Annotated in this window: 11 protein-coding genes; 10 read left to right on the top strand and 1 reads right to left on the bottom strand. The window is 69.3% G+C overall.

Annotated elements, in window-relative coordinates; translation table 11 throughout:
- Positions 1-108: 108 nt before the first annotated feature.
- Positions 109-1059, bottom strand: coding sequence for a hypothetical protein (locus tag ACWD2L_RS12930; RefSeq protein WP_351342665.1), 951 nt, complete (start codon positions 1057-1059; stop codon positions 109-111).
- Positions 1060-1254: 195 nt separating this feature from the next.
- On the opposite strand from ACWD2L_RS12930, the gene uvrC reads away from it, so the two are divergent.
- The 10 genes from uvrC (at position 1255) to ACWD2L_RS12880 (ending at position 13904) form a co-directional block, all read left to right on the top strand.
- Entirely contained in the window at positions 1255-3333 is a 2079-nt protein-coding gene (gene uvrC, locus ACWD2L_RS12925; protein WP_351342667.1) for an excinuclease ABC subunit UvrC, read from the top strand.
- Entirely contained in the window at positions 3330-4433 is a 1104-nt protein-coding gene (gene rapZ, locus ACWD2L_RS12920) for an RNase adapter RapZ (RefSeq protein ID WP_351342669.1), read from the top strand. Before uvrC ends, rapZ begins: the two co-directional genes overlap by 4 nt.
- Positions 4430-5467: a gluconeogenesis factor YvcK family protein gene (locus ACWD2L_RS12915; RefSeq protein ID WP_351342671.1), complete on the top strand. Its 1038-nt coding sequence runs from the start codon at positions 4430-4432 to the stop codon at positions 5465-5467. The genes rapZ and ACWD2L_RS12915 overlap by 4 nt, the downstream gene beginning before the upstream one ends.
- On the top strand, positions 5458-6483 hold the full coding sequence (gene whiA, locus ACWD2L_RS12910) for a DNA-binding protein WhiA (RefSeq protein ID WP_351342673.1): 1026 nt from the start codon (positions 5458-5460) through the stop codon (positions 6481-6483). The genes ACWD2L_RS12915 and whiA overlap by 10 nt, the downstream gene beginning before the upstream one ends.
- 184 nt (positions 6484-6667) lie before the next feature.
- Positions 6668-9625, top strand: coding sequence for a M14 family metallopeptidase (locus tag ACWD2L_RS12905; protein WP_351343674.1), 2958 nt, complete (start codon positions 6668-6670; stop codon positions 9623-9625).
- Between the two features lie 193 nt (positions 9626-9818).
- Complete coding sequence (gap, locus tag ACWD2L_RS12900) at positions 9819-10826, top strand: type I glyceraldehyde-3-phosphate dehydrogenase (protein WP_351343677.1); 1008 nt, start codon at positions 9819-9821, stop codon at positions 10824-10826.
- 156 nt (positions 10827-10982) lie between these two features.
- Entirely contained in the window at positions 10983-12194 is a 1212-nt protein-coding gene (locus tag ACWD2L_RS12895; protein ID WP_351343680.1) for a phosphoglycerate kinase, read from the top strand.
- A 39-nt stretch (positions 12195-12233) separates the two neighbouring features.
- Complete coding sequence (gene tpiA, locus ACWD2L_RS12890) at positions 12234-12989, top strand: triose-phosphate isomerase (RefSeq protein ID WP_351343710.1); 756 nt, start codon at positions 12234-12236, stop codon at positions 12987-12989.
- A 118-nt stretch (positions 12990-13107) separates the two neighbouring features.
- The gene (secG, locus tag ACWD2L_RS12885) at positions 13108-13338 is read left to right on the top strand and encodes a preprotein translocase subunit SecG (RefSeq protein ID WP_351343683.1); all 231 of its coding nucleotides are present in this window, start codon (positions 13108-13110) and stop codon (positions 13336-13338) included.
- 230 nt (positions 13339-13568) lie between these two features.
- Positions 13569-13904: an RNA polymerase-binding protein RbpA gene (locus ACWD2L_RS12880; RefSeq protein WP_266720873.1), complete on the top strand. Its 336-nt coding sequence runs from the start codon at positions 13569-13571 to the stop codon at positions 13902-13904.
- Positions 13905-13908: the final 4 nt, after the last annotated feature.

Below are 13908 nucleotides of genomic sequence, written 5' to 3'. Positions count from 1 at the left end.
CCACACGCCGACGCTAGAGCCTCCCACCGAGCACGGCACCCGCCTCACCCGAACCGGGCACGCCCGCCGTGCACCCGGGCACGTACGCCCTGGATCCGGGCAGGGGGTTCACTCCCAGTCCCACCCGATGCCCATCAGCCCCGCCCGCACCTGCGGCTCCACCATGTGCACCGACCGGTGCGTGTCGCTCAGCGCGAGTTCGTGGCGGCCGTCGCGCGGGCCCGCGGCCGACCGCTGCGCGAAGCGGTGGCAGCGCACGGGCAGCGCCTCGTCCGCGAACCGGACCTGGAGCGCGTACTGCCCTCCGGCGAAGCCGAATCCGCGGACGTACTCGGAGGCCGGACCGGCCGTCCCGTCCTCGAAGCCGTAGTGGAACAGATGCGTGTCACCGGCCCGGAGCCGCGCGTCGAACAGCAGCTCCGCGACCAGGACGCCCGCCCCGTCGTCCCATCGCACCCGCCCCGTACGGCAGTTCTCCGTGGCGTAGACCGCCACATCCGCCGGGGAACATCCCGGATCGCCATGGTGGATGGCCACATAACGGTCCACGCCGTCGTGGTGCGCCCGCACGATCTGCTGCGAATCCCTGCCGAGGAGCTGCCGGCGCGCGCCGATCCGCACCCGCTCGTGGTGCCCGATGGTGTGCACCCCGCCGTCCAGCGGGGACTCCAGCTCCGCGAGCAGCCGCTCGACGGCCCCGGACACCTCGATGAGCGACCGGTACGAGCGGGCCGCGGAGCGCTTGGGCACGGCCGTTCCGGGCACCGGGCCGAGCAGCCGGATCAGTGATTCCTCGGGCAGTTCGAGGATCTCCTCCAGGGCGCGCACGGCGCGCATCGACTCTGGGCGCTGCGGCCGCCGTGCGCCGTGCTGCCAGTAACTCAGGCTGGTGACGCCGATGGTGACGCCCCGGCGGGCCAGGTGGTGGCGCACTCGGTGCAGGGGCAGCTGCCGGGCGGCGATCGCGGCCCGCAGGGCGCTGTGGAACGGCCCTGAGCGCAGCACCGCCTCCAGGTTCGGCCCCCGGGCCGTTGATGTCCGTCGTCCGTCGAGCCGCATTCCACCGCCTCAAGTCACCCGGCATTGAAGCGTGTTGGCCCGCGCCCGACAAGCCTCGACACTCACCACACGCAACGCCACCGGCCGACCACGCACAGGTGTCGGACGCCGCGGGCGGCCGCGTACCCCCGAGAGCGCGGCGCCACCCACGCAGCGCACCCCGAACTGTCACACACCGCCAGTAGGGTGTCTGACATGGCCGACCCCTCCAGCTACCGCCCCAAGCCGGGACAGATCCCCGACTCCCCAGGGGTGTACAGGTTCCGCGACGAGCACCGCCGGGTGATCTACGTCGGGAAGGCGAAGAGCCTGCGCCAGCGCCTGGCGAGCTACTTCCAGGACCTGGCGAACCTGCACCCCCGTACGCGCACGATGGTCACCACGGCCGCGTCCGTGGAGTGGACGGTGGTGTCCACGGAGGTCGAGGCGCTGCAGCTGGAGTACTCCTGGATCAAGGAGTACGACCCCCGGTTCAACGTCAAGTACCGCGACGACAAGAGCTACCCGTACCTCGCGGTGACGATGAACGAGGAGTTCCCGCGGGTCCAGGTGATGCGCGGCCAGAAGAAGAAGGGCGTGCGCTACTTCGGTCCGTACGGGCACGCGTGGGCGATCCGCGACACCGTGGACCTGCTCCTGCGCGTCTTCCCTGTACGCACGTGCTCCAAGGGCGTGTTCAACAACGCGGAGCGCACGGGCCGGCCCTGTCTGCTCGGCTACATCGGCAAGTGCTCGGCTCCCTGCGTGAGCCGCGTCACGCCCGAGGAGCACCGCGAACTGGCCGACGAGTTCTGCGACTTCATGGCGGGGCGTACCGGGACGTACATCCGGCGCCTGGAGAAGGACATGGCCGCGGCGGCCGACGAGATGGAGTACGAGCGGGCGGCCCGCCTGCGTGACGACGTCGAGGCGCTCAAGAAGGCCATGGAGAAGAGCGCGGTCGTCCTCACCGACGCCACCGACGCCGACCTCGTCGCCCTGGCGGAGGACGAGCTGGAGGCGGCCGTCCAGATCTTCCACGTGCGCGGCGGACGCGTGCGCGGCCAGCGCGGCTGGGTCACCGACAAGGTCGAGGCGGTCACCAGCGGCGACCTCGTCGAGCACGCGCTGCAGCAGCTCTACGGGGAGGAGACCGGGGACGCCGTCCCCAAGGAGGTCCTCGTCCCCGCGCTGCCCGAGCCCCTGGAGCCCGTCCAGGCCTGGCTCACCGAGCGCCGCGGGTCGAACGTGTCGTTGCGCATCCCGCAGCGCGGCGACAAGAAGGCGCTCATGGAGACGGTCTACAGGAACGCGCAGCAGGGCCTCGTCCTGCACAAGACGAAGCGCGCCTCCGACCTCACCACGCGCTCGCGCGCGCTGGAGGAGATCGCCGCGGCCCTCGACCTGGACAGCGCTCCGCTGCGCATCGAGTGCTACGACATCTCGCACCTCCAGGGCGACGACGTCGTGGCCTCCATGGTCGTCTTCGAGGACGGCCTGGCCCGCAAGAGCGAGTACCGGCGCTTCCAGATCAAGGGCTTCGAGGGACAGGACGACGTCCGTTCCATGCACGAGGTCATCACTCGGCGCTTCAAGCGCTACCTCTCCGCCCAGGAGAAGTCGGCCGACTGGTCCGACGAGGAGCCGGACGCGGGCGAGGAACCGGTGGTCGAGGAGTCGCGCCTCACAGAGGACGACGGCCGGCCCAAGAGGTTCGCCTACCCGCCGCAGCTCGTCGTGGTCGACGGCGGGCAGCCGCAGGTCGCGGCGGCCAAGCGGGCCCTGGACGAGCTCGGCATCGACGACATCGCGGTGTGCGGCCTCGCCAAGCGTCTCGAAGAGGTCTGGGTGCCGGACGAGGAGGACCCGGTGGTCCTTCCCCGCACCAGCGAGGGGCTCTACCTGCTCCAGCGCGTGCGGGACGAGGCGCACCGCTTCGCGATCGCCTACCAGCGCACCAAGCGGGCCAAGCGCTTCAGGTCGGGCCCGCTGGACGACGTGCAGGGCCTCGGGGACTCGCGCAAGCAGGCACTGCTCAAGCACTTCGGGTCGGTGAAGCGGCTGCGGGCCGCCACCATCGACCAGATCTGCGAGGTCCCCGGCATAGGCCGCAAGACGGCCGAGGCCATCGTGCTGGCCTTCGCCAAGGCCGCGCCCGCCGCGCCCGCGGTGAACACGGCCACCGGAGAGATCATCGAATACGAAGACGAAGCGACCGGCACGACGGACGTGCCGGCCGGCGGGGACCCGGTCAGCGCGGGCGCCCCGGAGGAACAACGGGGGCATGAGTCATGAGCGAGCAGGACCACGAGAGCAGCGACACCAGCGGCATGCCACAGGGCCCCGCACCACAGGAACAGCCGCAACCACAGCACGGAGCACAAGTGAGCACGGGCACCGGATCAGGGACAGGACCAGGCACGGAACAACCAGGCACGGGCGAAGAGACGGGCACAGGCGAAGGCACAGGCGCGGACCTGGACACCGCGGCGGGAGCCGGCAAGACCGCCGATGCGCCGGGCGTCCCCGACACCGCCATCCCCGAGCTCGTGATCATCTCCGGGATGTCGGGCGCCGGCCGCTCCACCGCGGCGAAGTGCCTGGAGGACCTCGGCTGGTTCGTCGTCGACAACCTGCCGCCCGCGCTGATCCCCACCATGGTGGAGCTCGGCGCCCGCTCGCAGGGCAACGTGGCGCGGATCGCGGTCGTCGTCGACGTACGGGGACGGCGCTTCTTCGACAACCTCCGGCAGTCCCTCGCGGACCTGGAGGCCAAGCACGTCACGCGCCGCATCGTCTTCCTGGAGTCCTCCGACGAGGCCCTGGTGCGCCGCTTCGAGTCCGTACGCCGCCCGCACCCCCTCCAGGGCGACGGCCGGATCGTCGACGGCATCGACGCCGAGCGCGAACTGCTGCGCGAGCTGCGCGGCGACGCGGACCTGGTCATCGACACCTCCAGCCTCAACGTCCACGAACTGCGCGCCAAGATGGACGCCCAGTTCGCCGGCGACGAGGAGCCCGAGCTGCGGGCCACCGTCATGTCGTTCGGCTTCAAGTACGGCCTGCCGGTCGACGCCGACCTCGTGGTCGACATGCGCTTCCTGCCGAACCCGCACTGGGTCCCCGAGCTGCGCCCCTTCACCGGCCTGAACGAGGAGGTGTCGAACTACGTCTTCTCGCAGCCCAGCGCCAAGGAGTTCCTCGACCGCTACACCGAGCTGCTCCAGCTGATCGCCGCCGGCTACCGCCGTGAGGGCAAGCGCTACGTGACGATCGCCGTCGGCTGTACGGGCGGCAAGCACCGCTCCGTCGCGACGTCGGAGAAGCTCGCCGCCCGCCTCGCCGCGCAGGGCGTCGAGACCGTGATCGTCCACCGTGACATGGGACGGGAATGACGGGACGTACCCTGCGGCTCACCAGCAGGATCCGCCGCAGAACCTCGCCGGTGAAGCCGGGCAGGGGCACCACACCCAAGGTCGTCGCCCTCGGCGGCGGCATGGGTCTGTCGGCATCCCTGGCCGCGCTGCGCCGCATCACGAACAACCTCACGGCCGTCGTCACGGTCGCCGACGACGGGGGCTCCAGCGGCCGCCTGCGCGACGAGCTGGGCGTGCTGCCGCCCGGTGACCTGCGCAAGGCCCTCGCGGCCCTGTGCGGGGACGACGACTGGGGCCAGACCTGGGCCCGCGTCATCCAGCACCGCTTCCAGTCCAAGGGCGAGCTGCACGAGCACGCGGTCGGCAATCTGCTGATCGTCGCCCTGTGGGAGCAGCTCGGCGATCATGTGCAGGCCCTGGACCTGGTCGGCAAGCTGCTCGGCGCGCAGGGGCGGGTGCTGCCCATGTCCGCCGTCCCGCTGGAGCTCCAGGCCCTGGTGAAGGGACACGATCCGACACGCCCGGACGACATCGAGACCGTGCGCGGTCAGGCGACGGTCGCGCTCACCCGCGGTGAGGTCCAGTCCGTCCACGTGGTGCCGCGCGATCCGCCGGCCGTTCCCGAGGCGGTCGCCGCGGTGCTCGACGCGGACTGGGTGGTGCTGGGCCCGGGCTCCTGGTTCTCCTCCGTGATTCCGCATCTGCTGGTCCCGGAGCTGCTCGACGCACTGGTCGAGACGAAGGCCCGAAAGGTCCTCTCGCTGAACCTCGCGCCGCAACCCGGAGAAACTGAGGGGTTCTCCCCGCAGCGTCATTTGGAAGTTTTGGGACGACACGCACCTAAACTCACGTTGGACGTGGTGCTGGCCGACGAGGCCGCCGTGCCCGATCGCGAGTCCCTGACCGAAACCGCCCATGAGCGTTTCGGTGCCGCGGTCGAGCTGGCGCCGGTGGCCAGGCCCGACGGCACTCCGAGGCACGACCCGGAGCTGTTGGCCGCCGCGTACGACCGTATTTTTCGGATGCATGGAAGGATCGGCCCATGGCGATGACGGCAGCGGTGAAGGACGAGATCTCCCGGCTCCCCGTCACCCGGACCTGCTGCAGGAAGGCCGAGGTCTCGGCCATTCTGCGGTTTGCGGGCGGCCTTCACCTGGTGAGCGGCCGCATCGTGATCGAGGCGGAGCTGGACACCGCGATGGCCGCACGGCGGCTCAAGCGGGACATTCTCGAGATCTTCGGGCACAGCTCGGAGCTGATCGTGATGGCGCCCGGCGGGCTGCGCCGCGGCTCGCGGTTCGTTGTACGAGTGGTGGCGGGCGGCGACCAGCTGGCCCGCCAGACGGGCCTGGTGGACGGCCGCGGCCGGCCGATCCGGGGCCTGCCGCCGCAGGTGGTCTCGGGGGCCACCTGCGACGCCGAGGCGGCCTGGCGCGGCGCGTTCCTGGCGCACGGCTCGCTCACCGAGCCGGGGCGCTCCAGCTCGCTCGAGGTGACGTGCCCGGGCCCCGAGGCGGCGCTCGCCCTGGTCGGCGCCGCCCGCAGGCTGCAGATCGCGAGCAAGGCCCGTGAGGTGCGCGGCGTGGACCGCGTGGTGGTGCGCGACGGCGACGCGATCGGCGCCCTGCTCACCCGTATGGGGGCGCACGAGTCGGTGCTCGCCTGGGAGGAGCGGCGGATGCGCCGCGAGGTGCGCGCCACCGCGAACCGCCTCGCGAACTTCGACGACGCGAACCTGCGCCGCTCGGCCCGCGCCGCGGTCGCGGCCGGCGCCCGGGTGCAGCGCGCCCTGGAGATCCTCGCCGACGACGTGCCCGAGCACCTCGCCGCCGCGGGCCGCCTGCGCATGGACCACAAGCAGGCCTCCCTGGAGGAGCTGGGCGCGCTCGCCGACCCGCCGCTGACCAAGGACGCCGTCGCGGGCCGCATCCGCCGCCTGCTGGCCATGGCGGACAAGCGGGCCCAGGACCTCGGCATCCCCAGCACGGAGTCCAACCTCACGGAGGACATGGCGGAGGAGCTGACGGAGGAGATGGCGGAGAGCCTCGCGCAGAACCTGGCGGGCTGACCCGCAGCACCTTTTCGACGAGCCGGTGGCGGCGCCCGATCGCGGGCGCCGCCACCGGCTTTTCCATGTCTGTGAACGGGAGTTGAGGCCCCCTTGACTTGACCATGAACGGTCACGATTCTGACGCTTGTTCGCTTCTGCGGCATCGCGCCACAACCGTGGCAGACAACTGCAAGGGGGGCTCATGCGACGAAGTGTGGGACGAAGAACGGGACGGGGGCGGGGAGCGGGACGACGAGCGAGATCGATCCTCGCCGTCGGAGCGCTTGTCCTGGGGGTGGGAGGCGCCGCACTGGCGCCCGTCGCCCACGCGGACAACGGCCCGGCGAAGGCAGGTTCCGGCGCGGACGCCGTCAAGGTGTTCCGCGCCGAGGTGTCGAAGGAGCAGATACCGCTGCTCCTCCAGGCCGGCCAGGACGGCCACGAACTCGGCGAGCAGGCTCCGAAGAAGGGCACGTCGAAGGTCGAGGTCTACCTCACCGACAAGCAGGCCGACAGCCTTCGTAAGAAGGGCGTCGAGCTCACCGAGCACAAGCTGAGTACCAAGGCGACGGCCCGCGTCGAGGCCGCCGGTGACGGAGTCTTCCGCCCGTACCGCGGCAAGGGCGGCCTCCAGGAGGAGGTCCTGCGCACCGCCCAGGAGCATCCCGACCTCACCAAGGTCGTCTCCATCGGCAAGACGCTCCAGGGCCAGGACATCCTCGCGCTCAAGCTCACCAAGCGCGCCAAGAAGGTCAAGGACGGCGCGAAGCCGTCCGTGCTCTACATGTCGAACCAGCACGCGCGCGAGTGGATCACCCCGGAGATGACCCGCCGCTTGATGCACCACTACGTGGACAACTACTCCAAGGACGCGCACGTCAAGAAGCTCGTCGACTCCACGGAGATGTGGTTCGTCCTCTCCGCCAACCCCGACGGCTACGACTGGACGTTCAAGGACGCGGCCAACCGCCAGTGGCGCAAGAACATGCGCGACAACAACGGCGACGGCAAGTACACCACCGGCGACGGCGTCGACCTCAACCGCAACTTCGCCTACAAGTGGGGCTACGACGACGAGGGTTCGTCACCCGAACCCGCCAACCAGACCTACCGTGGCGCGAGCCCGAACTCCGAGCCGGAGACCAAGGCCCTCGACGCTTTCGAGAAGCGCGTCGGCTTCGACTACGCCATCAACTACCACTCCGCCGCCGAACTGCTGCTCTACGGAGTGGGCTGGCAGGTCGCCACGCCGACCCCGGACGACGTGCTCTACAAGGCGCTCGCCGGTACCCCGGAGAAGTCCGCGATCCCCGGCTACCACCCGCAGGTCTCCTCGGAGCTGTACACGACGAACGGCGAGGCCGACGGGCACGCAGGCAACGTCAACGGCACCTCGATGTTCACGCCCGAGATGAGCACCTGCCAGACCGCGTCGAACGTCGACCCCAACGACGCGTGGAAACCCGGCGACTGCGCGTCGGTCTTCACGTTCCCGGACGACGAGAAGCTCATCCAGGCCGAGTTCGAGAAGAACATCCCCTTCGCGATGTCGATCGCCGAGACCGCCTCGCACCCGGACCAACCGTCGTCCTCGGTCGGCATGGAGGCGCCCGACTTCACCCCGGCGAAGTTCACGACTTCGTACGCGCGCGGTGGTGACCAGGAAGTCTCCGTGACGGTACGGAAGTCTGTTCGCGACAAGGAGCTGAACTACCGCGTCAATGGCGGCCGTTCGCACGATGAGGAATTGCGTGCCTGGAAGGGCGGCGAGACCTACGGAGGCGACGACAATCTGCACTTCGACGCCTATAGGGCGAAGGTCGAGGACGCCGATGTCGGCGACAAGGTAGAGGTGTGGTTCACGGGGCGCACGAAATCCGGAAAGAGCACAAGTAGCGAGCACTTCACCTACACCGTCGCCGCACGCGACAAGGGCGACACTCTTGTCGTCGCGGAGAACGACGCCGCGGGTGTGCAAACGGGCGCCTACGTAGACGCGCTCAAGGCCGCGGGCCGCTCCCCGGTCGTCTGGAACGTCGCGAAGCAGGGTACTCCCGACCCCCTCGCCGTACTCGGCCACTTCAAGGCGGTCGTCCACTACACGAGCGCCGACCGGCCGACCCTCGCCACCCAACTGGCCATACGCGACTACCTGAACGAGGGCGGCAAGCTCGTCGAGGCGGGCGAGAAGGCGGGCGGCTCTGTCGACATCGGCGGCACCACGACGAACGACTTCAGCCAGTACTACCTGGGCGCCTACTCGCGCACGGCCTCCCCGGTGGCGACCCGCTTCGACGGTTCAGGTGACCTCGACGGGATCGCCGCGTCCCTCGGAGACGCACCCGGCAACCCGCTGAACGGCGCGGGCCTGTACGAGGCGACCTCCGCCACGCTGCCGCAGTTCACCAGCGCGGGAGCGGGCCAGTACGAGGGCGCGGGCATGGCGGCCGCCGTCCACACGGACGACGCGTACAAGCGCCTGACCCGCACCATCGACCTCAGCGGAGTCACCGCGGCCCAGCAGCCGCAGCTGCGGATGCAGCTCCTGTGGGACACCGAACCGGGCTACGACCACGCACCCCTGGAGGCGCACACGACCGGTGCGGAGGACTGGACGACCCTGCCCGACAGGGACGGTTACACCTCGAACAAGGTGCCCACGGAGTGCGAGGCCGGATTCTTCATCCAGGACCACCCGGCGCTCGCCCGCTACCTGACGCCGGACGGCGCCGCCTGCGGCAACACCGGCACCTCCGGCCAGTGGAACAGCCTCACCGGCTCCTCGGACGACTGGAAGACGGTCACGTACGACCTGAGCGCCTATGCCGGCAAGTCCGTCGAGGTGTCCCTGAGTTACGTGAGCGACCCCGGGACCGGAGGTGAGGGCGTGCGCGCCGACAACGCCTCCGTCGTGATCGGGGGACAGGCCACCGAGACCGAGGGCTTCGAGACGTCCCTGGGCGTCTGGAGCGTCCCCGGGCCGCCCGCGGGCAGTCCGCCCGCCGTGAAGGACTGGGCGCTCGCCAAGGACCTGTTCACGACGTACGGCGCGATCAGCACGCCCGACACGGTGCTGCTCGGATTCGGCCTGGAACACGTCACCGCGGCAGCCGATCGAAATGCGCTCATCCGAAAGGCCCTGCGCTCAATTAGCGACTGAACGGGGTCTGAATTACCCGCGAAATACACAGCGGCCCGTACGTTACTCATGAGTACGGGCCGCTGTGTCCTGCATGGAGTCGCTCGATGTCACCCCGAGCCTTTATGGGAGGTAGGGTCGGAGGCGGTCGGGGACATCCCAAATAAATCTCGCCGGCGTCGATACTCCGGCGTACCAACGAGGAGATCGGTTCGTGACGATCCGCGTAGGCATCAACGGCTTTGGCCGCATCGGTCGCAATTATTTCCGCGCCCTTCTTGACCAGGGTGCAGACATCGAGATCGTTGCTGTCAACGACCTGGGTGACACCGCGACCACCGCACACCTTCTGAAGTACGACACGATCCTGGGCCGTCTCAAGGCCGAGGTGTCGCACACAGAGGACACCATCACGGTCGACGGCCGCACCATCAAGGTGCTGTCCGAGCGCAACCCCGCCGACATTCCGTGGGGTCAGCTCGGTGTCGACGTCGTGATCGAGTCCACGGGCATCTTCACGAAGAAGGCGGACGCCGAGAAGCACATCGCAGGCGGCGCCAAGAAGGTCCTCATCTCGGCTCCGGCCAAGGACGAGGACATCACCATCGTGATGGGCGTCAACCAGGACCAGTACGACCCGGCGAACCACCACGTCATCTCGAACGCGTCGTGCACCACCAACTGTGTGGCGCCGATGGCGAAGGTGCTCGACGAGAACTTCGGCATCGTCCGTGGCCTGATGACGACGGTTCACGCCTACACGAACGACCAGCGCATCCTGGACTTCCCGCACAGCGACCTGCGCCGCGCGCGTGCCGCCGCGGAGAACATCATCCCGACCACGACGGGCGCCGCCAAGGCGACCGCCCTGGTCCTGCCGCAGCTCAAGGGCAAGCTCGACGGCATCGCGATGCGCGTCCCGGTCCCGACCGGCTCGGCCACCGACCTGGTCGTGGAGCTGCAGCGCGAGACCACCAAGGACGAGGTCAACGCCGCGTTCAAGAAGGCCGCGGACGGCGAGCTCAAGGGCATCGTGGCGTACACCGAGGACCCGATCGTGTCCTCGGACATCGTCGGCGAGCCGGTCTCCTGCACCTTCGACTCCTCCCTGACCATGGTCCAGGAAGGCAACTCGGTGAAGATCCTCGGCTGGTACGACAACGAGTGGGGCTACTCCAACCGTCTCGTCGACCTCACGGTCTTCGTCGGCGGTCAGCTCTGAGCCGTCCAGGGTTCTGAGACCTCTAAGGTTCTAGAGCAGCAAGGCACTCAGATGTAGCGAAGGGTCCGGACCCGCGCGGCGCCGCGCGACAGTCCGGGCCCTTCGCGCGTCAGCCTTCACGAACGTGCACGACCAGCCCTCTCAAGGAGCCCATCCATGAAGACGATTGAGGAACTTCTCGCCGAAGGGGTCGACGGGAAGCGGGTGTTCGTCCGCGCCGACCTCAACGTGCCGCTGGCCGACGGCCTCATCACCGACGACGGCCGCATCCGCGCCGTCCTGCCGACCGTGCAGGCCCTGGCCGGCGCGGGCGCCAAGGTGATCGTCGCCTCCCACCTGGGCCGCCCCAAGGGCGCCCCGGACCCGCAGTTCTCCCTGCTGCCCGCCGCCGAGCGCCTCGCCGAGCTGCTGGGCAAGCCGGTCGCGTTCGCCCAGGACACGGTCGGCCCCGCCGCCCACGAGGCCGTCGACGGCCTGCAGCCCGGCCAGGTCGCCGTCATCGAGAACCTGCGCTTCAACGCCGGCGAGACGAGCAAGGACGACGCCGAGCGCGGCGACTTCGCCGAGCAGCTCGCCCACCTTGCGGACGTCTACGTAGGCGACGGTTTCGGCGCCGTGCACCGCAAGCACGCCTCCGTGTACGACCTGCCGAAGCGGCTTCCGCACTACGCCGGCTACCTCATCGCCACCGAGGTCGGCGTCCTGAAGAAGCTCACCGACGACGTCAAGCGCCCCTACGTGGTCGCGCTCGGCGGCGCCAAGGTCTCCGACAAGCTGGCCGTCATCGACCAGCTGCTCGGCAGGGCCGACCGCCTCCTCATCGGTGGTGGCATGGCGTACACCTTCCTCAAGGCCAAGGGCTACGAGGTCGGTATCTCGCTCCTCCAGGAGGACCAGCTCCCGACCGTCACGGAGTACATGGAGCGCGCCGAGAAGAACGGCGTGGAGATCGTGCTCCCGGTCGACGTCCTGGTCTCGCCGGAGTTCCCCGACCTCAAGGGCAAGACCCCGGCCAACCCCTCGACCGTCGCCGCGGACGCCATCCCGGCCGACCAGGAGGGCCTGGACATCGGCCCCAAGACCCGCAAGCTGTACGCCTCGAAGCTCGCCGACGCCGAGACCGTGTTCTGGAACGGTCCGATGGGCGTCTTCGAGCACCCCGACTACGCCGAGGGCACCAAGGCGGTCGCCCAGGCCCTCATCGACGCTCCCGGCTTCACCGTCGTGGGTGGCGGAGACTCCGCCGCGGCGGTCCGTACGCTGGGCTTCGACGAGAAGGCATTCGGCCACATCTCGACCGGCGGTGGCGCCTCCCTCGAGTACCTCGAGGGCAAGACGCTGCCCGGTCTCGCCGCACTGGAGGACTGACCCCGCATGACTGCTCCCGTACAGGGCCGCACGCCGCTGATGGCGGGCAACTGGAAGATGAACCTCAACCACCTCGAGGCCATCGCGCACGTCCAGAAGCTCGCTTTCGCTCTCGCGGACAAGGACTACGACGCCGTCGAGGTCGCCGTTCTGCCGCCGTTCACCGACCTGCGCTCCGTGCAGACGCTGGTCGACGGCGACAAGCTCAAGATCAAGTACGGCGCCCAGGACCTCTCGGCGCACGACTCCGGCGCGTACACCGGTGAGATCTCCGGCCCGATGCTCGCCAAGCTCAAGTGCACCTTCGTGGCGATCGGCCACTCGGAGCGCCGGCAGTACCACGACGAGACCGACGAGGTCGTCAACGGCAAGGTGAAGGCCGCGTACAAGCACGGCCTGACGCCGATCCTGTGTGTCGGTGAGGAGCTGGACGTCCGAGAGGCGGGCAACCACGTCTCCCACACGCTCGGCCAGGTCGAGGGCGGCCTCAAGGACCTGCCCGCCGAGCAGGCCGAGACGATCGTCATCGCCTACGAGCCCGTGTGGGCCATCGGCACCGGCAAGGTGTGCGGCGCCGACGACGCGCAGGAGGTCTGCGGGGCCATCCGTGGCAAGCTCGCCGATCTGTACTCGCAGGACGTCGCGGACAAGGTCCGCATCCAGTACGGCGGTTCGGTGAAGTCCGGCAACGTCGCGGAGATCATGTCCAAGCCCGACATCGACGGCGCCCTGATCGGCGGCGCCTCGCTGGACGCCGACGAGTTCGTGAAGATCGTTCGCTTCCACGAGCAGTGACACGAGCAGCGAGTAGGCGCTAGCCGCCATACGTCGTACCCTTGCGGGGCCGAGGCTCTTCGCGGAGCGTCGGCCCCGTCGTCCAAAAAGTTCCGAGGAAGTTGGTCCAGCCGTGGTTATGGGGTTCTCGATCGCCCTGATCGTCTTCAGCCTGCTGCTGATGCTCCTGGTGCTGATGCACAAGGGAAAGGGCGGCGGCCTCTCCGACATGTTCGGTGGCGGCATGCAGTCCTCCGTCGGTGGCTCCTCGGTCGCCGAGCGGAACCTCGACCGGATCACGGTCGTGACCGGTCTCCTGTGGTTCGCGTGCATCGTGGTGCTCGGCATTCTGATGAAGATCAACAACTGACTTTCGGGCCCCGGTCCCTGGGGCCGGTCCGCCACAACCGCATATCTCTCACGTAAAGCCCCATGTTCGGTACGCGCTCAACAACGCGGCCTATCATGGGGCTTGCGTCTGTGGAGCGATGTAACTCCAAGCACTGGACGCGCGTTGGGCCTTACGTAGACTGAGGCGCTCCGCGGCGAAGCTCGAACGCCGACAGGCTTCGCGGCACCATCACGCAGGGAGTTACGACCGTGGCAAGTGGCAACGCGATCCGAGGAAGTCGGGTCGGGGCGGGGCCGATGGGCGAGGCCGAGCGCGGCGAGTCCGCGCCGCGCCTGCGCATCTCCTTCTGGTGCTCGAACGGGCACGAGACGCAGCCGAGCTTCGCCTCCGACGCGCAGGTGCCGGAGACCTGGGACTGTCCGCGCTGCGGCTTCCCGGCCGGGCAGGACCGGGACAGCCCGCCGGCCCCACCGCGTACGGAGCCGTACAAGACGCACCTGGCCTATGTGCGGGAGCGGCGCAGTGACGCGGACGGTGAGGCGATCCTCGCCGAGGCGCTCGCGAAACTGCGGGGCGAGATCTGACCGG

The sequence above is a fragment of the Streptomyces sp. NPDC002754 genome (genome assembly GCF_053592315.1).
The sequence above is the reverse complement of the archived record's forward strand: the minus strand, read 5'-3'. Positions and strand labels throughout refer to the sequence as shown.